Below are 20,360 nucleotides of genomic sequence, written 5' to 3'. Positions count from 1 at the left end.
AGTCCCGCTTCTTGTGAGAGCGGGACTTTGCTTTATATGCCTTTTTTCTGATCGCGATATTTACCAGGTGTCGTTCCTTCCAGCTTTTTAAAGGAGCGAATGAAATTTTGCGGGTTTTTATATTTTAGCTTTTCGGAAATTTCTTTCACGGACATATCCGTTTCGACAAGCCAGTTTTTGGCGACATGATGTCTGTAGGACGAAAGATATTCACTAAAGGAGATATCCATTTCCTTTCTGAAAATACTGCTTAAATAATTTGGATTGTAATGCAGGCGTGTGGCGATTTCATCCAAGGTGAGATCTGAGTCAAATTCTTGATGAATGATATGGATGATTTTCTCTGAAATATTTTTGTACTGCGAGTCTTCACGTGCACCAAGCTGATCAATGATCGGCCGAATGATCTCATGCTTCAGCCATGCCTCTGTGTCTTCAAAGGTTTTAAATTCAAAGATCGTATCATAGAGCATTTTATTGTCTTCCACCTCAAATAATTCAATGCCAAGCAAATGCATCAGCTCGATCAAATTATTTAAAAAGCGGGCGAGGGCGATATGGTATTCGTGCGGTCCAGCATTTTTAGAAAAAATGGATTGCAGGAGCACATGTAAATAGTGATCCGCCTTGCCTTGATCGCCAGCTTTGATCGCATCAAATAAATCATGCTGTAGCTGCTTGGGAAAGTGGGTTTTAAAGGTCTTTCCTGGCTGGATATGCTCATATAAGATAATGGACTTTTTCTCTGCTTTGAGTCTATATTTTAAGGCTTCTTTCCCTTCAATATACGCATGTTTTGCCATGGTGAGCTCTTTAAACTGGCGGCTAATACCGATGCTGATTGACAAACCAAGCTCTTCCTCGATACGCTGCTGAATGATTTCAGCTAATTGGTTTAAATATTCAGTAAATTCTTCCTCTGACTTTGATTGGTTGAGGATGATCGTTGTTTGATGCTGATTGACAACGGTTGGCTGAAGGTGCTCATCTTGCGGAATAATTTGCTCGATCAGTCCATTGATCGCAAACAAGAGCAAGTCAGCATCCTTTTTTTCATACGGCGTTCCTTTCAGCGTATCAATTTGGGTCACAAGCATGGATAAATGGGACCATTCACGAGGGAAGCCTAAACTTTGGAATCGATTGTTAATCTCTTCTTCCGTCAGCTTTCCGAGCAAAAGCCGCACCATAAAGTATTGCTGTAAATGGGTCACTTGCTGCTCAATGCGTTCCTCTAAATCATTGTTTTGATCTTTCATTTGTTTAATGCTCGACTCGATTAATTCAAACTCATTTTGGAAAGGCTGCTTATGCAAAAAGGATTCATTGCGTGCAAAGGATTCGTATAATAAGCGGATCGGTTTATAAAAGTGTCTGGAACCAAACCATGAAAATAGTAATGAAAGCGCTAACAAAATAGAGCAAATAATAAAGGTAATCCATCCAATTGATTTCGTTTGCTGTTTGAGTTCTGGAATGGAGACAAAGGATAGGTACGTCCATTCGTTATAGTCTGATTTTTGAAATGTAATTTGATAGTTGAGTTCATCAATCTTCGTATCAAATTGTCCTGATCGTTCTTCAAGTGACAGCACACGCTTGACGAAATCCTGGTTTTTCAAAGATTCACCGATTTGTTCTTTGCGATTATGTAGCAGCACTTTTCCGTTTGTATCAATGACCATCATACTATCAGATTGAGAGAAGTCAGGCATGTTGTCAGCAATCGTGCAGCTTGGAATGCTGGCGACGGCGACTCCCTTTTTTTGAACACTGTTCATAGGAAGTTGTTTAATTAAGTTCACATTGTATTTGCAAAAGGACGTTTTTCCTTCTTTTGTTGCGACAAGTGGATTATTTTCTTCAAGTGCCCAGCTAGAGTGACTCGGAATATTGAGGTAAGAAGTTAACGCTTTTTCTTGGTCTCCATTCGTTAGATGATAAAGACCGGAATTGTTCATGTACCAATCCTCCATCTTACTAACAAGTGTAATATTGGAGAGGTCGGTATCGAAGGTTTGCAGGTAATTTAGTTCTTGCTGTACTTGATTATAAAGCTGGAATTGGTCTGGATGTAAAGGTTCAGCCAGTGTTTGAAGGAGAGGCGGCGAACTGACATAGTGAGTGAGAGAATGATCTACTGTCTTTAAAATATGCTCAATATTGGATTGTGTTTGTTTAATGCTGTCCAGCTTTTCATTTGAGATATTTTCAAGTGCAGTTTTTTGCGAATGCTGATAAGAGAAAATACCGACAATGATTACAGGAATTGTACTAAGCATGAAAAAAAACGTCACAAGCTTGTAATAAAATTTATATTGCCTTCTTTTCATAAAACCCCCCATTTCAAACGAAGCAACTTTTCCCCTTAATTTATTAATCCAAAAATCTGGTAGGTTTGTCAATAATCATTTTCTGAGATTAGGATCATTTTCTCATGTTTTATGTAACGTTTTGAGTAGCACCCCCTAAGGAAATATGATCTGATGATATGATTGTAGACGGATTTTTCATCCTTAAGATACAGTTAACACATGCATCAGCATGAGGGGGAGGCTTTATCAATGAAAACACAGGATGTCACTGCCAAGGGTGTGCCTGCGGCAGCTTTGAAAAAAGAAAAGAGAAAGCGCTTACTTAATCAATTACTTAGTCAAAAGTTTTTGTATTTAATGATTTTGCCGGGGTTCATCTATTTTATTGTCTTTAAATATGTACCGATGTGGGGACTGATTATTGCCTTTCAAGATTATCAGCCGTTTCTCGGCATTCTTGGGAGTGAGTGGGTTGGATTCAAACACTTTATTCGATTGTTTACAGAACCAACATTTTTCATCTTATTAAAAAATACGTTAATTCTATTCGCCATGAATGTCGTGATTTTTTTTCCAATTCCGATTTTATTAGCTCTTTTGTTAAACGAAGTGAGATTGGCATTGTTTAAGAAATTTGTTCAGACGATGATTTATATCCCTCACTTCATGTCATGGGTCATTGTTGTGTCCTTATCTTTTGTTTTGTTAACGGTAGATGGTGGGTTAATTAATGAATTGATTGCGTTCTTTGGAGGAGAGAAGATTAACTTTCTCCTTAGTCAAGAATGGTTTAGACCGATGTACATTTTACAGGTGATTTGGAGAGAAGCAGGTTGGTCGACAATCATTTATCTTGCGGCGATTACGGCGGTAGATCCACAGTTATATGAAGCAGCGAAAATGGATGGAGCCGGCAGGCTGAGACAAATGTGGCATATTACCCTTCCTGCGATTAAGAGCGTCATTGTCGTTCTGCTGATTTTAAAAATCGGTGATACATTAGAGCTTGGCTTTGAGCATGTTTATCTATTGCTGAATGCAACGAACCGGGAAGTAGCAGAGATTTTTGATACGTACGTCTATACAGCTGGTCTTAAGCAAGGACAATTCAGCTATAGTACCGCTGTTGGTTTATTTAAAGCAGCCGTTGGACTTATTTTGGTCATGATGGCGAATCGTTTAGCGAAGAAGTTTGGGGAAGAAGGTATTTACTAAAAAGGGAGATGAAGATCAATGACAGTATCGACTGAACAGCTATCACCGCTTGAGCAAGCAGAGAAATTAGCACAGACAATAATGAAAGCGTATACACCGATTGAACTTCCGCCAGCGGGAAGATGGCACTATCACCAAGGGGTGTTCCTTTGCGGTGTGATGAAGCTTTACGAAGTAACCGGGAACGAGGCGTATGTCGATTATGTGAAAAACTATGCGGACGCACTCATTGATGATCATGGAAATCTGTTATTTCGCAGAGATGAACTTGATGCGATCCAAGCAGGGCTCATTTTATTTCCGTTAATTGAAAGAACAGGAGAGCAGCGGTATGTGCGGGCAGCAGAAAAGCTGCGCGGTCTTTATCACACGCTCAATCGCACGTCTGAGGGCGGATTTTGGCATAAAGACCATTATGCCTATCAAATGTGGCTTGATGGTCTCTATATGGGTGGTCCTTTTGCTTTAAAGTATGCTCAGTTGAAAGGAGAGGAGGAGCTTGTGGAGATGGTCATCCACCAGGAGCACCTCATGAGAAAGCATACAAAAGATGAAAAAACCGGCCTTTACTATCACGCATGGGATGAACGGAAAGTGATGCCATGGGCAGATGAAAAAACCGGCTGTTCCCCGGAATTTTGGGCAAGATCCTTTGGCTGGTATGTCCTTGCATTAGCCGATATGATCGAGGATCTGCCAGAGGGACATGAAGGGCGAAAGGTGTGGAAGGATACACTGACAGATATGCTGGAAAGTGTGGCTAAGTATCAGGATGATGAGACTGGTCTCTGGTATCAAATCATTGATAAAGGCAACCAGAGCGACAATTGGCTTGAAAGCTCAGGGTCTTGTCTATTTATGTATGCAATGGCTAAAGCGATGAATGAGGGATATGTCAGTCTTCGATATGTTGATCACGTTGTCAAAGCGTATCAAGGCTTGATTCAGTATAAGACGGCGGAAAAAGAGAACGGTGATTTTGTTGTAAACGATATCTGCATTGGAACATCTGCGGGATTCTATGATTATTACGTTGGAAGAGAGCGGAGTACAAATGATTTGCATGGAGCAGGCGCTTTTATTATGGCGTTAACTGAGCTAGAAAAGCTGTCTGTGTTTCAAAAGGCATGAGGCGGCGTCAAAGGGCTGCTGCATGGCTTTTGAGTTTCATCGCTGCCTTTTGTTTGTCAGCCTGTCAGGGGAAAACAGAAGGGATCGATGTCCTGATTTTTTCTGACATGTCAAAGGGAATGAAAGATCAATTAGTGAAAAAGGCTTTTCAGCCGAATCAGGAGACATATGACGTTCACATCTTCCCGGCAATTCCTGAGAAGCTTCTTGTTGAAATTACCGCAAAAGAGGGGGACGTGATGCTTGTCCCAGAAGAAATGTTTAGAACGTATGATGATCCTGAAAGCTTTCAGCTGCTCGAAGAGATGGGGATAGATGGTGAAGGGGCGGGACCGTACACGGTTGAAGATCCAAAGACGGGGCATACAATCGATTATGCGGTCCAAATCAATAAAGGAACGAAGCAGCTAAATGGCTATACCTTTCGATTACATCGAGATATGGTCGCCTTCATTCCTATATATGCGGAGAAATCAGAAGAGGCGCTGTCTCTTATGAAACAGCTTCGTGAAAATCGTTAGTCAAAGGGGTGGGGAATGTGAAAAGGGTCGTCGTTTGCGGGCTTAGTCACCGTGCTTTCAATATGTTTATCAAACCGCTCACCGAGGATTTCAATGAGCACTATAGAATTACAGGGCTCTTAGATGTAGATGTGAAGCGGTATACACTTTGTCAGGAACGTTTTCCAGCACTAAGGGGTGTCTCATTTTTTCATGAGGATGCCTTTGATGAGATGGTGAAGGAAGCACAGCCAGATATCGTTATTGTAGCGGGACGGGATGATACGCATGTCACGTATATTATGCAGGCACTTGACCATGATCTCGATGTCATCACTGAAAAGCCAATGGTCACAACAGCAAAAGATGCCAAAAAAGTGATGGATAAAGAGGCAGAGAGCAAAGGGAAGGTCATAGTCACCTTTAATTATCGCTACAATCCATTTCATCGGAAGATAAAAGAGCTTATTTTAGACGGAAAGATTGGAAGGGTCACATCTGTTGAGTTGAGCTGGCTCATTGATACGTATCACGGAGCGAGTTATTTCAAAAGGTGGAACCGCGCGCGTCAATTTTCTGGCGGACTTTCTATTCATAAATCAACCCATCATTTTGATTTGGTCAACTGGTGGATTGATCAAAAGCCGAAGCAAGTCTTTGCCTATGGCGCCCTGAACTATTATGGGGATGAAAGTCCTTGGAATCCTATGCAGAGTGAAGAAAATAGATATTGCGGAACATGCCATGTGAAAGATGCATGTCATTATGAAGCAAGGTGGAATCCGCGGTTAGAGCGTTCGAAGGTGGAGGACGACCATATTGAATCAGGTCAGGAGCAGTCAGAGCTGTACTCAAATTACCGCCCTGATGCCTGTATTTTTGATCAGGAAATTGATATTGAGGATACATATGTGGCGTCAGTCGCTTATGACCAAGGGGCTCTGTTAAGCTATTCGATTCAATTCTCAGCACCATATGAAGGCTACCGGCTTGCGATTAACGGGACAAAGGGACGTATTGAAACAAATGAGTTTCATGTGCCATCGAGAATTCCTTTTCAATTTCCGGAACAGACGATTTTCTACTACCCGATGTTTGGTGGAAAAGAGACAATTGAAGTCGTGAAACAGTCAGGTGGACATGGCGGAGGAGATCCGCTGTTATTAGCAGATTTATTTTTAGGAAAAGACCCGCTCATTCCTTATGACATTTCGGCAGGAGCAGAGGCGGGTGCTTATTCGATTGCACTTGGAGAAGGCATGTGGCGCTCAGTAGCAGAAAAACGCCCAATTGAAATAGAAGAATTGTTTCAAAAAGAGACGGTGTAACGAGAAAGAGAGGAGGGAACAGAGATGGATCATGATGGATCAATGAGCAGAATGCTGCGGATGTGTGAGTGGGTAATGAGACTCGCCTATACGAATTTGCTATGGCTTTTGTTCACCTTATTAGGGCTTGGAATCTTTGGCTTTATGCCTGCAACAACAGCGTTATTTTCAGTGATGAGAAAGTGGATACAAGGGCACGATCAAGTCAAGGTATTCCGCACTTTTTGGAAGGTATACCGCGAAGAATTTGTACGCTCTAATGTCATTGGAGCGGTGCTAGTCATCATTGGGACAATTATTTATGTGGACCTTGCTTATATTTATCCAACGAGCTGGTTATTACATGTACTTCGTTTTGCAATCTATATCTTTGGTTTTCTGTTTATTGTCAGCCTGTTTTATATTTTTCCGCTGCTGGCTCATTATGATTGGAAAAAACGATTTTATTTAAAGTTTTCCCTTCTACTCGGTATCTCGTATTTACAATATACGCTCTCTATGCTCGTTTTCTCGGCGGTTCTCTTTATCCTATTTGCTTATTTGCCGGGCATCGTGCCGTTTTTTAGCATCAGTATTCTTGCATATGGACACATGTGGCTAGCCTATCAAGTATTTAAAAAGATAGAGTTTGAAAGTGAGCAGCAGGCAGTAGATGTGAAGAAGCGATTGCCGTCTTTCCTGCAATCAAAGCGGGTGAATACGCAGTGATGTGAATGATTTGTTATAATGGTGTCACTGTGAATAAAAGGAGAGATGAGCATCGTGGCAGTAAAAGAAATTTCAATAGAAGAATTACAGCAAAAGCTAGAGCAAGAAGAAGCCATTCAGCTAATTGATGTGCGTGAGGATGAAGAGGTAGCAGAAGGTATGATTCCAGAAGCAGTCCACATTCGCATGGGCGATATCCCAGAGAAACTGGATGCGTTCGATAAATCGCAAGAGTATTACATTATTTGCCGTTCGGGAAAACGCAGTGAGAATGTCTGCTATTTCTTAGAAGACCAAGGCTATCAAGCAACCAATGTCGTTGGTGGCATGCTTGCATGGACAGGAGAAACAAAACCGAAGCTGTAAAATGAAGTCCTTTCATCGACGAGATGGAAGGCTTTTTTTGTTCATATGCCCGCCCTTATATGCATAGAGATAGAGTAGCAAGAGAAGGGAGAGTGGCATATGTGCTGAAGGTAGCTGTATTTGATGAAGAACACGAGAAAGATTTACAAAGCGAAATCAATCTCTTTTTAAGAGGAATGGACGACGACCAAATTATTGACATCAAATACAATGTAGCGGTGATCTGTGAGCAAGGGGGAGAACAGCTCTACTGTTTTTCTGCGCTCATTTTATATAAAAAATAGACGGCATCCAAAAAGGACCTATTTGGAAGGTCCTTTTCGTTTAACTAGCGTCAATATGCAGCCGATGCTTCTTACAGTGAACACATTGAAAGAGGTAGCCTTGTAAGTCTCCTCCGTTAACGAGCCATTGTTTAAGGTTCCCTTTTGTGACATTTCCGCCGCTGCTAAAAATTCTCGAATGGTTCGTCCGCGTGATACACGTGCAATGAAAATGCCAACAAATGGAGACCAAGAGATCCACCATGCCCAATAGAAGATGGTCCATCCATTAATCCATTTACAGACCAAATTCAGGCTATTCTCCCGGTTTTCCGAGCGTTATTTTTCCGATAGGGCTAAAGATAAAGAATAGACAAAAGCCGACAAGCAGTGATACCACTAATAAATAATACCAGCCAAAGTCATTTGTAATATATGTTTGAATTTGATCTGTCACATTTTGCAATGTTTCTGGAGAAAAGGCTCCCCATAGAACAGCAACAAATGTGATAGCAATCACAATCCAAAATACACTTGATACGTTTTTCACATCATCTCACTCTCCTGTTGTTCTACACGTTTAAGCAGAGGATTTTATTTTAATTCCCCTCTCTCCACTATTTTCAAACAAAAAGGAGGCGAGTTTCTCACTCGACCTCCTTTTTACGTTCACATGTTTCCTTCCGTTTAACGATCATTGATATGTGATGACGATTTTTCCTCAATTCGTTTACGAAGACGGTAGACATATTCTTTTAAGCAAACAGCGAAAATGGTAAACGCCAAAACAATCGCGAATTTTAACGGGGAAATCGACAGCTTCATGATGACAGCCGCTGTCAAGCTAATGACGACTGCAATGACAATTGGAAGTGCGCGTCTAATCATTGAAATCTCTCCTTTACTTCTAGTGCCGCATTCATACCAGCCAGCCTGCCTGTCACAAGTGCTGACGTAATATTGTAGCCGCCTGTGTAACCGTGAATATCTAAAATCTCTCCGCAGAAATAAAGACCACGCATTTTTTTAGATGCCATTTTCTTCGGTTCAATCTCTTTGACAGAAACGCCGCCACCTGTGACAAATGCTTTATCCAGAGATAACGTTCCATTCGCATGAACGATGAAATGTTTGCAATCATGGGCAAACGCACGCAGTTTATCTTTGGCGAGGCCAGAGAACGTATCTTGCGGATCAATGCCATTCCGCTCTAAAAGGAATAATAAGTAGCGTTCTTGCATCCAAGACTTTAGTACATTTTTAATGGCTTTTTTTGGTTCATCTTTTAAATCGCGATGAAGCTTTTGGAACAGCTCCTCGTCATTGAGCTTCGGATATAAGTCAATTTGCAGACGGACGGTCGGCTGTTTTTTCAGCTCCTTTACAACAAATCCGCTGCATCTGAGAACTGCTGGGCCTGATAACCCGAAGTGCGTAAAGATCATATCCATGACATGGGTGACAACAGGTTTTCCTTTTTTATTTAATACACTCACCGCCACACTTCGCAACGAAAGACCTTGAAGCACTTTCTCCTTAATAAAACGTTCATCTGATGTAACGGGTACTTCTGTTGGAAAGAGCTCTGTAATGGTATGACCAGCGGCTTGTGCCCATGCATAGCCATCGCCGGTAGAGCCTGTATGCGGCACACTTTTTCCTCCTACGGCAATGACAACGGCGTCACTTGAAATTTTTTCATCATTATTTGTAACAATTCCCGCCGCTTGTCCGTCTTGATACAGAACTGTTTTAATCTTTTCATTCGTTCGAATGGTGACATTGAGCGCACGGAGCCTGTCTAATAGGGCATCCACAACAGATTGTGCCTTGTTTGAGACAGGGAACATACGTCCATGGTCTTCTTCTTTTAGTTCAATACCTAGCTGTTCAAAGAATGAAATGATATCTTCGTTATTGAACTCAGAAAATGCACTATATAGAAAACGGCCGTTTCCGGGGATATGCTTGATGATTTCTTCTACTGGAAGACGATTGGTCACATTGCAGCGTCCGCCGCCAGAAATGGCCAGCTTTCTGCCAAGTTTGTTTCCTTTGTCAATTAACAGAACAGTTGCACCGTGCTCTGCTGATGCAATCGCGGCCATCAGTCCAGAAGGTCCGCCGCCAATGACAATGACATCATAATGTTTCATGTTACATTCCTCTTTCTACTTTCAGTCATTTCTCTATTATAACGAAGATCAGGGAAGGCTGAAATATGAATTGATTGGTTTTGTGACTTCTGTATTGGAATTGTTACCTGTGCGATGAAATGATGTGGTAAAATAGTTAAGTTGAATATTCATTAGAAAAATGGTGGTTAAGCGCATGTCTAATAAACTGCTTCGTGGTACGTTGGTTTTAACGATTGGGACTTATCTCTCTCGTATTCTCGGTATGATTTACTTAATTCCATTTAGCGCAATGGTCGGAGCGACTGGTGGTGCGCTATTCCAATATGGATACAATCAGTATACGATCTTTTTAAGTATTGCTACACTTGGTTTTCCAACAGCGGTATCGAAATTTGTCTCCAAATATAATGCAATCGGCGATTATGAGACAACAAGAAAAATGTTCAGGGCGGGTATGTCGGTCATGCTTGTCACCGGTATTATCGCCTTTTCTATTTTATATTTGACCGCCCCGATTTTTGCCAAAATTCAGCTTGGCGGATCGAATGAAACAGGCGGTTTGACGGTCGATCAAGTGGTCTATGTGATTCGAATGGTCAGTTTAGGTCTTTTGGTTGTACCAATTATGAGTCTTGTGCGGGGGTTCTTCCAAGGGCACTCGATGATGGGACCGACAGCTGTTTCCCAAGTCATCGAACAACTTGTCAGAATCATCTTCCTATTAACAGCGACGTTTATTATTTTAAAGGTGCTTGACGGCGGGCTTGTCATTGCGGTCGGTTATGCCACATTTGCGGCACTCATCGGTGCGTTTGGCGGACTATTTACGCTGTATGTATATTGGCTGAAGCGGAAGGATCGGCTTTTGGCTATGCAGCCGAATACAGGCGCTTATTCTAATTTATCTTATAAGCAAATGTTTACAGAGCTGTTCAGCTATGCAGCACCATATGTGTTTGTTGGACTTGCGATTCCAATCTATTCTTATATTGATACAAATACAATTAACAGAGCCATGATTGCATCAGGGCATCAGGACATTAGTACAGCGGTTCTGTCTATTGTGACGCTTTATTTACCAAAGCTCGTCATGATCCCTGTGTCACTTGCAACCGCATTTGGCTTAACACTGATTCCGACGATTACCGAATCCTTTACCTCACGTAATTACAAGCTGCTGAATCGGCAAATTGATCAAACGATGCAGGTGATTTTATTCTTCGTTCTGCCTGCGTCATTTGGAATCTCGGCATTGGCTGGACCGGTTTATTGGTTTTTCTATCCGTCTGTGCATCCTGAGATTGGGATTTCTATTTTGTTCTGGTATGCACCAGTTGCGTTATTGTTTTCTTTATTCACGATTAACGCAGCAATTTTGCAGGGGATTAACAAACAAAAATTTGCGATTGTCAGTCTTATGTTAGGGATTATCATTAAAACGGTTCTGAATATCCCGCTGATTAGCTGGCTGCAAGGAAACGGTTCTGTGCTCGCAACTGCACTAGGCTACAGTGCATCGATCTTGTATATGTTCATCATGATCAAGCGCCATGCAGGCTATTCGTTCCGCAGGATTTTTAAACGTTTTATTCTCATTAGTATTTTAACGGCGATCATGGCTGTAGTGGCTTATGTGACGAGTCAGCTTGTGAGTCAAGTGATCTCTTATGAAGGCGGAATTGTACAAGCTGGTATTGTCATTTTGATTTCAATGATCACTGGCGGTGGTGTGTACATGTTCCTATCTTACAAAGTTGGATTATTAGAGCGTGTACTTGGCAGACGTATGCCGTCATTTTTAAAACAAAAGAGTTAAGAAGAGGTGGATCATCATGAGGCTGGATAAATTGCTTGCCAATAGCGGCTTTGGTTCAAGAAAAGATGTGAAGAAGCTGGTCAAGGCAAGGGCTGTCACAGTGAATGGAGAAGTGGCGAAGCAGGTGAAAGATCATGTCGATCCATCAAATGATGAAGTGCTCGTGCACGGAGAGCGTGTAGAGTATAAAGAATTCATTTATTTAATGATGAACAAGCCGGATGGCGTCATTTCAGCAACAGAGGATCTGCGAGATGAGACGGTTGTCGATCTACTGGAGCCGGAGGATATCGCAAGGGAGCCGTTCCCTGTGGGGAGACTGGATAAGGACACAGTTGGTCTTCTCCTCCTGACAAATGATGGACAGCTCGCACATCAATTACTTTCTCCAAAAAAGCATGTCCCGAAAACGTATGAAGTTCATCTGAAATATCCGCTCGGAGATCAAGACATGAAACGTCTTGAAGAGGGGGTTGTGATTTTAGACGACTACCAAACGAAGCCGGCAAAGGTTGAAGTGGATGCGAATCAAGAGGCGGATACACGAATTCGTTTAACGATTACTGAAGGGAAATACCATCAAGTGAAGCTGATGGCACAAGCCGTGGGCAATGAAGTGATATTTCTAAAACGACTGTCAATGGGCCCTGTCTCATTAGACGAGGAGTTAGCACCCGGGGAGTACCGTGAATTGACAGACGAGGAGTTAGACAGCTTAATCCATCGTGATTAAAATAGAGCAAAAGAAAAGAACCGACATCTCGCCGGTTCTTTTTGTTATATGGACAATTCATTATTCGCCTAAGATGATATTTTTACTTTTTTTCTCGTTGTTTCCCATTTGCCTCGGCTTGGACTATGAACAAGATCGTTATAGGCAAGCACGTTTAAGTCTCTTTGAATGGTTCTAGGTGTGATCCCGAATTCATCAACCAGCTCTTGTGTCGTCACAAGACCTTTCTCTTGAATGAACATATAGACTGATTTTATTCGAGTCATCATACGGTTTGTTGAAGGTTTCAAAAAACCACTCCCTATCAATAAGATCGGATGGACTTGACTAACCACAACTTACTACACTAAAACTGCGAAATAAGGACATGCAACAATGGTAAATGTTCGTGTTTCTTAATGTTTTATTCTATTATACACGTTATTATGCATCTAGTTCCACCAAAAAGTCAACTTTACGTGTTTTTAAACTTGTCTTCATGAATGGACATGTGTTATATATCATGAATTGAATTCGGTTACAACCCAATAAACACAAGGGGTAAGAAGTGAATTGTCACCTGAGAAAAGAATAAAAATAAACATTGAAAATTTACAAAATAAAAAAATCAATCAAATGAAAAAAGGGACATTCAAACGGGGAATGTCCCTTTTTTCAATTTATCCTTCTAAGAAAAAGAGCTGTATGAAAAATAAGATGGCAAAAATGAGAACAAGAATATGCACTTCTTTCCATTTCCCTTTTGCCAATTTCACTAGTGGATATGAAATAAATCCAAGTGAAATTCCAGTAGAAATACTAGATGTCAGCGGCATGGAAAGGATCACAAGAAAAGCAGGAAATGCTTCGTCAAGCTCGTTCCAGCGAATGCGTGACACTGAGTTCATCATCAAGCAGCCGACAATAATTAAAACAGGTGATGTGATGGATGGTAAGGAAGAAATGGCTTGAACGAGTGGGCCAAAAAACAATGCGACAATAAACAAAGCAGCAACCGTTAAAGAGGTCAGTCCAGTTCTTCCGCCAGCAGCAACCCCTGATGATGATTCAATATAAGCTGTGGTTGGGCTTGTTCCAAACATAGAACCAATCGTCGTCGCAGCAGAGTCAGCAAGCAAGGCTCTGCGGACCTTTGGCAGCTGGCCATTTTTCATTAATCCTGCTTGTTCCGCAACTCCGATCATCGTTCCTGTTGTATCAAAAATCGTCACAAGTAAGAATGAGAATACGACGGCATACAAATGATGTGTGAATACATCACCAAACGCAGCGAATGGATTTGTAATTAGCATCCCTTCAGGCAATGCAGGAATGTCTACCGGCACTTTAGGCAAGTGAAGCTGACCAGTTGCAAGTGCAATTAAAGTGGTCGCTAACATGCCGATAAACAGCGCTCCATTGACTTGAAGAACCATTAAAATAACCGAAATCATTAAGCCAACGAGTGTCAAAATCACAACTGGTGAGCTTAAATGACCGAGTTTCACAAGATTTTGCGGATCAGCGGCAATGATGCCAGACTGTCTTAGACCAATGAATGCAATGAAAAGGCCGATTCCTGCTGTAATGCCGTACTTTAAATTATCTGGAATGGCTTCAATCAGTTGTTTTCTAAGGGATGTTAACGATAAAATAATAAAGAGTATACCAGCAACAAATACCGCACTGAACGCTGTTTGATAGCTGAGACCGCCGCCGCCGACAACAGTGACGGTGAAATAGACATTCAGCCCCATACCCGGTGCAATGGCAATCGGATAGTTGGCAAAGAGTGCCATCCAGAGCGTGCCGACAACAGCAGCGATAATTGTTGCAGTAAAGACTTGGTCAAAAGGAATGCCTGTATCTGAAAGAATTCCTGGATTGACGGCAACAATATATACCATAGTAAAGAATGTCGTCATACCCGCGAGCAATTCTTTCTTTATGTTGGTTTGATTTTCTTTTAAGTGAAACATAAAATCCTCCATTTACGAACATTATTACAAAACACTTAATATAATATTCGTTTTAAGGGTGGATTGCAACCTTTTTTCAAGGAGGAATGGAAAATGAATTGGGAAGCTGAAGTCATACGAAAGAAGGAAGACTTGATAAAGGACACACAATCTTTTTTACAAATTGAAAGTGTTCTTGATGAAGAAGGTGGAACAGAAGGGAAGCCATTTGGAGAAAAAGTAGATCAGGCCCTTCAGTATATGCTGAAAAAAGGGCAAGACGAAGGCTTTACAGTGAAAAATGTTGATGGCTATGCCGGTCATATTGAATATGGAGAAGGCGAAGACATCGTCGGTGTGTTATGTCATGTGGATGTCGTGCCTGCTGGTGAAGGCTGGACAACCCCGCCATTTTCAGCCGACATAAGAGAAAATAAACTATTTGCAAGAGGGGCCATTGATGATAAAGGGCCAACCATGGCGGCTTTTTACGCACTGAAGATATTAAAAGACGCAGGGCTGAAGCTGTCTAAAAAAATTCGAATGATCATCGGAACAGATGAAGAAAGCGATTGGCGCTGTGTGGATCACTATTTCAAGCATGAGGCAATGCCGCAAATTGGCTTTGCGCCAGATGCAGATTTCCCCATCATTCATGCTGAAAAAGGGATCATTGATGCCATCGTCTCCTTTACATACGAACAATCAGAAGAAAATAAGCGTTATACCCTCAAGCAATTCACATCAGGCATGAGACTCAATATGGTGCCAGATGAAGCCAAAGCGATTGTGGCAGCAACAAACGAACACGATGCTGAAGCATTGAAAACAGCTTTTGAAGCCTATCTCGCAGAAAATCAATTAACCGGTGAGGTAAAGATGACAGCGGATGGACTGACCTTCACATTAAAAGGTGTATCGGTTCATGCAATGGAGCCGGCGCATGGTACAAATGCGGGCATTCATATGGCAAATTTCTTATGTGAGCATGAATTAGATGAACAAGGGCTTGCTTTTACATCACAAATAAATGCGTTATTTGATCAAGACACACGAGGACAAAAGCTGGGCATTGCTTGTAAGGATGACATTAGCGGCGACTTGACCTTGAATGTGGGGACGATCCGCTATACGCAAAACGAGGAAGCAAAGCTTGGGCTAAATGTCCGGTATCCAGTGACAGCGGACGGGAAGGAAGTCAGAAAAGGAATGGAACGTATCAAAGGAGCAGTCATTGAGAAATTTGACGACAGCCCTCCGCATCACGTCTCAAAAGATCATCCACTTGTGAAAACATTGCAGCGGGTATATGAAGAACAAACTGGAGATCCTGCGACCCTCATTGCGATTGGGGGAGGAACGTATGCGAGGTCATTAGAGGCAGGAGTTGCCTTTGGCCCGCTATTCCCAGGAAGACCAGATTGTGCACACCAAAAAGATGAATATATCGAAATTGATGACTTACTAAGAGCAACAGCTCTATATGCACAAGCCATGTATGAATTGGCAAAATAGAAAAAGGAAAGAGAAGAGGGGATTTCGCAGTGAAAAAAATGTTCTTATGCTCTTCGTTTAAAGATACCTATTCTCTCTTGTCTGACTTTGCGGGTGAATCATTAAAAGGAAAAAGCGTGACATTCATTCCAACAGCCAGTGAGGTGGAGGAGGTCACGCACTATGTGGAGGCAGCAAAAGAGGCCTTTCATCAATTAGACATGCACATAGAGACTGTGCAGATGGCTGAGCATACGGCTGAAGAAATGACACGTATGATCGAAAAAAATGATGTCATCTATGTGTCGGGCGGCAATAGCTTTTATTTGTTACAGGAATTAAGAAAGCATGGACTTGATCACGTGTTGAAGGAAGAAATGAGCAAAGGCAAGCTGTACATCGGAGAATCCGCAGGGAGTATCATCATGGCGCCAAACATTGAATATATATCACTGATGGATGATCAGGAGAAAGCGCCAGAATTACTTTCGTTTGAAGGATTCAATGACATGAGCAGCTATCCTGTTCCGCACATGCATCATGCCTATTTAGGTGAAGCCGCACAGCAAATCATTAAGAAATATCAAGAAACGCTCTCTTTGTTCCCGCTGACAGATGAACAGGTTTTACTCATTACAGGGGAGCAGGCTGAGGTGAAGTCGGTTTGATAGGGTTCACTCAATGTGAAATAAAGAAAAAGGAACAGGGGCTCATCCCCCTGTTCCTTTTTTAATCCTAATCCTGAAAAACATCACTTGATAAATAGCGTTCACCCGTATCTGCTGTCATACAGACGACCATGTGATCCTTTGGGAGCTGTTTGGCTGTTTCAATGGCTGCATAGCACGCCGCCCCAGACGATGGACCGACTAAAATGCCTTCAAGGCGGGCAAGCTGCCGCGTGATGTGATACGCATCTTCATCGCTTACTTGCACAATGTCATCATAGACCTGTTCGTTTAAAATATTTGGGATAAATCCTGGACTTGTGCCAACGAGCTTATGCTTGCCAGGTTTCCCGCCTGATAAAACAGGCGATCCCTTCGGCTCTGCCACACGTATGGTCAATTCAGGAAATGCTTTCTTTAATTCCTCTCCAGTGCCTGTAATGGTACCGCCAGTTCCAGCAGTTGCGACAAAAGCGCCTAGCGGTTGACCGAGCTGTTTCACCGCATCCATTATTTCTAGAGCGGTCGTCCTTCTGTGAGCATCAGGGTTCGCTCCGTTGTCAAATTGCATGGGAATAAAGCTGTGAGGAATTTGAGCAGCTAGTTCCTCTGCCTTCTGAATACAGCCCGGCATTTTTTCCTCCCCTGGGGTTAAGACGACCTGTGCACCATATGCCTTTAAAATATTGATTCTTTCCTGTGTCATCGTATCAGGCATAACAAGAATGGCTTTGTAGCCTCTTGCAGCAGCGTTCATCGCTAAACCAATTCCTGTATTCCCGCTTGTTGGTTCAATAATTGTAGCCCCTTTTGTGAGCTTCCCTTGCTTCTCTGCCTCAACGATCATATTGTAAGCAGCACGATCTTTTACACTTCCACTCGGATTAAATGATTCCAGCTTTAAATAAACAGCCGCCGCATTGTCTGGCTGAAGCCGCTGTAATTTTACAAGCGGAGTGTCGCCGATCAGCTCAGCGATATTGTGTGCAACCTTCATTATATGACACCCTTTCTTCTCATTACGCATTACTTTAGTTATACTATCATCAATGGGGATTCGTAAAGTTTGTTAAAAAAGGACAGGTGATGATATGGCAGAAAGCCGTCATTATTTTATCGGGATTCAAATCCCTGAACAACTTGCGCATCAAATAAAAGCGGATATAGACAAGAGGAGCGAACTGTCTTTTCAAAAATGGACAGCACCCATTGATTATCATGTCACCCTTGTGTTTTTAGGCGCAATTCCAGAGGACCGTTTAAACAAGATATCTGAGCTGCTTGAACAGCTGTCTCATGAGATGTCTGCTTTCCCGCTGAAGCTGAATGAGATAGGGGTATTTGGTCAAATTGAGCGACCGAGAGTCTTTTTTGCAAAGCCTAGTGAAAGTAAACCTTTGATGGATGTAAGAGAAAAGGTGAAAGAAGCCGTATTGTCAGCAGATCACCCTGTAGAAAAAAGACCATTTCATCCGCATATGACGATTGCGCGAAAATGGAATGCGGATCAGCCCTATATAGAACAAGCGCCCTTACGTAAAGAGCCATATTCGATGGAGGTTTCTAGTATCGCTTTATTTGAAATTCGTCTCAAAGAAACCCCGCGTTATCACGTAATTAAACAATTTACCCTACATAAATGATTCTAGAAGTTGGAGTGATCAGCAGATGGCGCAAATCATTAAAATCCAAGATTATATATCACGATATGAACAAGACCCGCATCATTACATCAATCAGTTTATTCGATTGAAAAAGCAAAGATGGGACGAGTTAAAAAGAGCTTCAAAAGAAGAGGCGCAGCAGCAAGTTGACCAGTTCCTTAAACAAGCACCTGAACAAGAGGAAGAAAAGAGAAAGAAATTCTCCTTAAAGAGAAAGCAAAAAGAAGCCGATATGAAAAAGGAACAGGACCTGAGTCTCTTTAACGAGCCGACAGATATAGAGCAAGGTGTCTTTACAAACGTTCCGACCGATGAAACGAAGCTGATTCACTTTTTTAAGGATCATCTTTACGATGTACAATTAAAGTGGGCCAGCTCGACGATCTCTCACATTTCAACTGTCTCCCATCACATTCGATATGATGAAAAACTGCGAATGCTTGCAAGGCAGCTGCCCGATTCTTATTTTGTCATGTACAAGCCGGTGCTGCTCATTCAAAAAGCAGAGATGGAATTATGTCCAGTGATCATTACGCCGCTTGAAGTGATCTGTTTATCTTTTCTAGAGGCAGAGCCAGACAGCGTATATATCGGATCGAAGGAACGTTTTTGGGAAAAGCGCGCGACTGGAAAAGCTGTTCAGTCCGTCTTGAACCCTTGCGCAAGCCTTCTTCGTTCTGGAACCGTCGTGTCAAAAATTTTACAGCAAAGCGGTGTAGAGCTTCCTGTGAAAAAAATCCTCATCAGCCGTACCTCTTATATTGACTTACCTGAAGTTCCATATGGGATGGAGGTTGTCGATAAGAAGAAGGCTGAGGAATGGTTTGACAAGCAGCGGAAAAACACGGCGCCGACAAAACACCAGCAATTTAAGGCGACAAAGGCATTGCTCGCCTATGGTGAATCAGACAGCAAAAGAAGGCAGGAATGGCTCGATTAAAGGCAGATGAAGGTCACCAAAAACGAGACCTGAGTGGAGCTAATATATGAATGAATGGTACTTTATCGTCAATCCAGAAGCAGGACATGGAAAAGGACTCCGCACATGGAGGAGCATAGAGAAAGAATTACAAAAGATGGAGATCTCATACCGATCGTTTCTCACCCAGCATGAAGGACATGCTGAAGTTTTGGCAAGACAGATCAGCGCCATGCAAGACGATAGATTGAAACGTCTAATCGTTATTGGCGGTGACGGCACCATTCATGAAGTGCTGAATGGCTTAAAAGAAATCGAACATGTGCAGCTGAGCTTTGTCCCGGCGGGTCATTGGAATGACGCTGCGAAGGGGCTTGGTATCCAGCGTCACGATGTGATCAAAGAAGTGAGAAAGCAAAAGAGAATGCTCACAAAAACATTTGCTCTCGGTTCCTTTCAAGAGCATGCAGAAAGTCCGCAATCCGTTCTTTTTCTCAATCATATTGGTGTTGGGTTTGACGCGCATGTTTTGAGGAAAACGGTGCATTTCAGAGGGAGAAAGTGGCTGAAGCGGCTCAAGCTGGGGTTTATCATGTACCCGCTGTCATTCCTTCATTCTTTATGGTCATTCAAACCGTTTGACCTTGCTCTTTTTATTGAAAATGAGAGAAAGGTTTTTCACCAAGTGTGGTTTGTGATGGTCTGCAATCATCCGTATTATGGCGGAGGGCTGGAAGCAGCGCCAGAAGCGAGCGCAAGGCAGCCCGGCTTTCAAACAATTGTTGTGACGGATTTGAATCCATTCAAGGTCCTCTTGTTTTTAAGTGCAATGGTTTTTCGAAAGCACCTTGGAATGGAGGGAGTCACCCTTTTTCAGCATGAGGAAGCCTATTTGGAGGCAGATGAAAAAATCTTATTTCATGCAGATGGAGAAGTGATAGGCGCAACGCCTGTTTTTGTCAAGACGAGTGAACACTCCTTAAAATTACGTGCTTAAACTACTGCCGCTGTATGCGCAGGCAAATAGACCATGAAAAAAGCCTTCTTTTTCATCAGGTTCTTGTCCTGATTTTTTAGTTTTGCTTGACGAGTATAAGAAGGTAGCGATAAAATCTATAGGGACGGCTATTGTTTAGCATCTCATTCTCAATAGCTGTCCTTTTTG

The 20,360-nt window shown here is 42.2% G+C and carries 20 protein-coding genes and 2 pseudogenes; 14 read left to right on the top strand and 8 right to left on the bottom strand.

The window, feature by feature from the left end:
• Window positions 1–32 precede the first annotated feature (32 nt).
• Window positions 33–2,333: a helix-turn-helix domain-containing protein gene (locus tag BA1_RS05150; protein WP_008356444.1), complete on the bottom strand. Its 2,301-nt coding sequence runs from the start codon at window positions 2,331–2,333 to the stop codon at window positions 33–35.
• A gap of 231 nt (window positions 2,334–2,564) precedes the next feature.
• On the opposite strand from BA1_RS05150, the gene BA1_RS05145 reads away from it, so the two are divergent.
• From BA1_RS05145 to BA1_RS05115, 7 genes are all read left to right on the top strand, one after another.
• Entirely contained in the window at window positions 2,565–3,530 is a 966-nt protein-coding gene (locus BA1_RS05145) for an ABC transporter permease (RefSeq protein WP_008356442.1), read from the top strand.
• Window positions 3,531–3,548: 18 nt separating this feature from the next.
• Window positions 3,549–4,661 carry a glycoside hydrolase family 88/105 protein gene (locus BA1_RS05140; protein ID WP_008356440.1) on the top strand — a complete coding sequence of 371 codons (1,113 nt, stop codon included), beginning with the start codon at window positions 3,549–3,551 and terminating at the stop codon, window positions 4,659–4,661.
• Window positions 4,658–5,182 carry a hypothetical protein gene (locus tag BA1_RS05135; RefSeq protein ID WP_008356438.1) on the top strand — a complete coding sequence of 175 codons (525 nt, stop codon included), beginning with the start codon at window positions 4,658–4,660 and terminating at the stop codon, window positions 5,180–5,182. Before BA1_RS05140 ends, BA1_RS05135 begins: the two co-directional genes overlap by 4 nt.
• A 17-nt stretch (window positions 5,183–5,199) precedes the next feature.
• Complete coding sequence (locus tag BA1_RS05130; protein ID WP_008356436.1) at window positions 5,200–6,489, top strand: Gfo/Idh/MocA family protein; 1,290 nt, start codon at window positions 5,200–5,202, stop codon at window positions 6,487–6,489.
• A gap of 24 nt (window positions 6,490–6,513) precedes the next feature.
• Window positions 6,514–7,197, top strand: a complete 684-nt coding sequence (locus tag BA1_RS05125; RefSeq protein WP_008356435.1) for a YesL family protein — start codon at window positions 6,514–6,516, stop codon at window positions 7,195–7,197.
• 54 nt (window positions 7,198–7,251) lie between these two features.
• Complete coding sequence (locus BA1_RS05120; protein WP_034738415.1) at window positions 7,252–7,563, top strand: rhodanese-like domain-containing protein; 312 nt, start codon at window positions 7,252–7,254, stop codon at window positions 7,561–7,563.
• A gap of 101 nt (window positions 7,564–7,664) precedes the next feature.
• Complete coding sequence (locus BA1_RS05115; protein ID WP_008356431.1) at window positions 7,665–7,847, top strand: sporulation protein Cse60; 183 nt, start codon at window positions 7,665–7,667, stop codon at window positions 7,845–7,847.
• A gap of 165 nt (window positions 7,848–8,012) precedes the next feature.
• On the opposite strand, the pseudogene BA1_RS19385 reads toward BA1_RS05115, so the two are convergent.
• The 4 genes and pseudogenes from BA1_RS19385 to BA1_RS05095 form a co-directional block, all read right to left on the bottom strand.
• A pseudogene (locus BA1_RS19385) lies at window positions 8,013–8,126 on the bottom strand (BCCT family transporter); the annotation flags it as partial.
• A gap of 19 nt (window positions 8,127–8,145) precedes the next feature.
• Window positions 8,146–8,376: pseudogene (locus tag BA1_RS19380) on the bottom strand (BCCT family transporter); the annotation flags it as partial.
• Between the two features lie 137 nt (window positions 8,377–8,513).
• Window positions 8,514–8,714: a hypothetical protein gene (locus tag BA1_RS05100; protein ID WP_008356429.1), complete on the bottom strand. Its 201-nt coding sequence runs from the start codon at window positions 8,712–8,714 to the stop codon at window positions 8,514–8,516.
• The gene (locus BA1_RS05095) at window positions 8,711–9,982 is read right to left on the bottom strand and encodes a BaiN/RdsA family NAD(P)/FAD-dependent oxidoreductase (RefSeq protein ID WP_008356427.1); all 1,272 of its coding nucleotides are present in this window, start codon (window positions 9,980–9,982) and stop codon (window positions 8,711–8,713) included. Before BA1_RS05095 ends, BA1_RS05100 begins: the two co-directional genes overlap by 4 nt.
• A gap of 175 nt (window positions 9,983–10,157) precedes the next feature.
• Here BA1_RS05095 and BA1_RS05090 point away from each other — a divergent pair, with 175 nt between their 5' ends.
• Window positions 10,158–11,780: a putative polysaccharide biosynthesis protein gene (locus tag BA1_RS05090; RefSeq protein WP_008356424.1), complete on the top strand. Its 1,623-nt coding sequence runs from the start codon at window positions 10,158–10,160 to the stop codon at window positions 11,778–11,780.
• Between the two features lie 16 nt (window positions 11,781–11,796).
• Entirely contained in the window at window positions 11,797–12,513 is a 717-nt protein-coding gene (locus BA1_RS05085; RefSeq protein WP_008356422.1) for a pseudouridine synthase, read from the top strand.
• Window positions 12,514–12,581: 68 nt separating this feature from the next.
• Here the strand turns inward: BA1_RS05085 and BA1_RS05080 are convergent, their stop codons facing one another.
• Together BA1_RS05080 and BA1_RS05075 are read right to left on the bottom strand one after the other, a co-directional pair.
• Window positions 12,582–12,803 carry a DeoR family transcriptional regulator gene (locus BA1_RS05080; protein ID WP_008356419.1) on the bottom strand — a complete coding sequence of 74 codons (222 nt, stop codon included), beginning with the start codon at window positions 12,801–12,803 and terminating at the stop codon, window positions 12,582–12,584.
• Window positions 12,804–13,172: 369 nt separating this feature from the next.
• A complete protein-coding gene (locus BA1_RS05075; protein ID WP_008356417.1) occupies window positions 13,173–14,471 on the bottom strand; it encodes an NCS2 family permease in 1,299 nt (432 codons plus the stop codon).
• Window positions 14,472–14,564: 93 nt separating this feature from the next.
• On the opposite strand from BA1_RS05075, the gene pepV reads away from it, so the two are divergent.
• Both pepV and BA1_RS05065 read left to right on the top strand, forming a co-directional pair.
• Window positions 14,565–15,965 carry a dipeptidase PepV gene (gene pepV, locus BA1_RS05070; RefSeq protein ID WP_008356415.1) on the top strand — a complete coding sequence of 467 codons (1,401 nt, stop codon included), beginning with the start codon at window positions 14,565–14,567 and terminating at the stop codon, window positions 15,963–15,965.
• 29 nt (window positions 15,966–15,994) lie between these two features.
• Complete coding sequence (locus BA1_RS05065; protein WP_008356412.1) at window positions 15,995–16,612, top strand: Type 1 glutamine amidotransferase-like domain-containing protein; 618 nt, start codon at window positions 15,995–15,997, stop codon at window positions 16,610–16,612.
• Window positions 16,613–16,679: 67 nt separating this feature from the next.
• Here the strand turns inward: BA1_RS05065 and cysK are convergent, their stop codons facing one another.
• Entirely contained in the window at window positions 16,680–17,609 is a 930-nt protein-coding gene (gene cysK / locus BA1_RS05060) for a cysteine synthase A (RefSeq protein ID WP_008356410.1), read from the bottom strand.
• A gap of 94 nt (window positions 17,610–17,703) precedes the next feature.
• Between cysK and thpR the strand changes: the two genes are divergently transcribed.
• The 3 genes from thpR to BA1_RS05045 are packed head-to-tail and all read left to right on the top strand — an operon-like array spanning window position 17,704 to window position 20,192.
• Window positions 17,704–18,255 (top strand): RNA 2',3'-cyclic phosphodiesterase, encoded by a 552-nt coding sequence (gene thpR / locus BA1_RS05055; protein ID WP_008356408.1) that lies wholly within the window; start codon window positions 17,704–17,706, stop codon window positions 18,253–18,255.
• A gap of 25 nt (window positions 18,256–18,280) precedes the next feature.
• Window positions 18,281–19,216 carry a hypothetical protein gene (locus tag BA1_RS05050; protein WP_008356407.1) on the top strand — a complete coding sequence of 312 codons (936 nt, stop codon included), beginning with the start codon at window positions 18,281–18,283 and terminating at the stop codon, window positions 19,214–19,216.
• 46 nt (window positions 19,217–19,262) lie between these two features.
• Window positions 19,263–20,192, top strand: a complete 930-nt coding sequence (locus BA1_RS05045; RefSeq protein WP_008356405.1) for a YegS/Rv2252/BmrU family lipid kinase — start codon at window positions 19,263–19,265, stop codon at window positions 20,190–20,192.
• Window positions 20,193–20,360 lie beyond the last annotated feature (168 nt).

Source organism: Bacillus xiamenensis, from assembly GCF_000300535.1.
Lineage (GTDB): Bacteria > Bacillota > Bacilli > Bacillales > Bacillaceae > Bacillus > Bacillus xiamenensis.
Note: the sequence above shows the minus strand (reverse complement) of the source record. Positions and strands in the feature narration are given on the sequence as shown.

Coding starts and splice junctions, on each gene's coding strand:
- BA1_RS05150 (WP_008356444.1), bottom strand. CDS start 2,333: ATGAAAAGAAGGCAATATAAATTTTATTACAAGCTTGTGACGTTTTTT.
- BA1_RS05145 (WP_008356442.1), top strand. CDS start 2,565: ATGAAAACACAGGATGTCACTGCCAAGGGTGTGCCTGCGGCAGCTTTG.
- BA1_RS05140 (WP_008356440.1), top strand. CDS start 3,549: ATGACAGTATCGACTGAACAGCTATCACCGCTTGAGCAAGCAGAGAAA.
- BA1_RS05135 (WP_008356438.1), top strand. CDS start 4,658: ATGAGGCGGCGTCAAAGGGCTGCTGCATGGCTTTTGAGTTTCATCGCT.
- BA1_RS05125 (WP_008356435.1), top strand. CDS start 6,514: ATGGATCATGATGGATCAATGAGCAGAATGCTGCGGATGTGTGAGTGG.
- BA1_RS05100 (WP_008356429.1), bottom strand. CDS start 8,714: ATGATTAGACGCGCACTTCCAATTGTCATTGCAGTCGTCATTAGCTTG.
- BA1_RS05095 (WP_008356427.1), bottom strand. CDS start 9,982: ATGAAACATTATGATGTCATTGTCATTGGCGGCGGACCTTCTGGACTG.
- BA1_RS05090 (WP_008356424.1), top strand. CDS start 10,158: ATGTCTAATAAACTGCTTCGTGGTACGTTGGTTTTAACGATTGGGACT.
- BA1_RS05085 (WP_008356422.1), top strand. CDS start 11,797: ATGAGGCTGGATAAATTGCTTGCCAATAGCGGCTTTGGTTCAAGAAAA.
- BA1_RS05075 (WP_008356417.1), bottom strand. CDS start 14,471: ATGTTTCACTTAAAAGAAAATCAAACCAACATAAAGAAAGAATTGCTC.
- pepV (WP_008356415.1), top strand. CDS start 14,565: ATGAATTGGGAAGCTGAAGTCATACGAAAGAAGGAAGACTTGATAAAG.
- cysK (WP_008356410.1), bottom strand. CDS start 17,609: ATGAAGGTTGCACACAATATCGCTGAGCTGATCGGCGACACTCCGCTT.
- thpR (WP_008356408.1), top strand. CDS start 17,704: ATGGCAGAAAGCCGTCATTATTTTATCGGGATTCAAATCCCTGAACAA.
- BA1_RS05050 (WP_008356407.1), top strand. CDS start 18,281: ATGGCGCAAATCATTAAAATCCAAGATTATATATCACGATATGAACAA.
- BA1_RS05045 (WP_008356405.1), top strand. CDS start 19,263: ATGAATGAATGGTACTTTATCGTCAATCCAGAAGCAGGACATGGAAAA.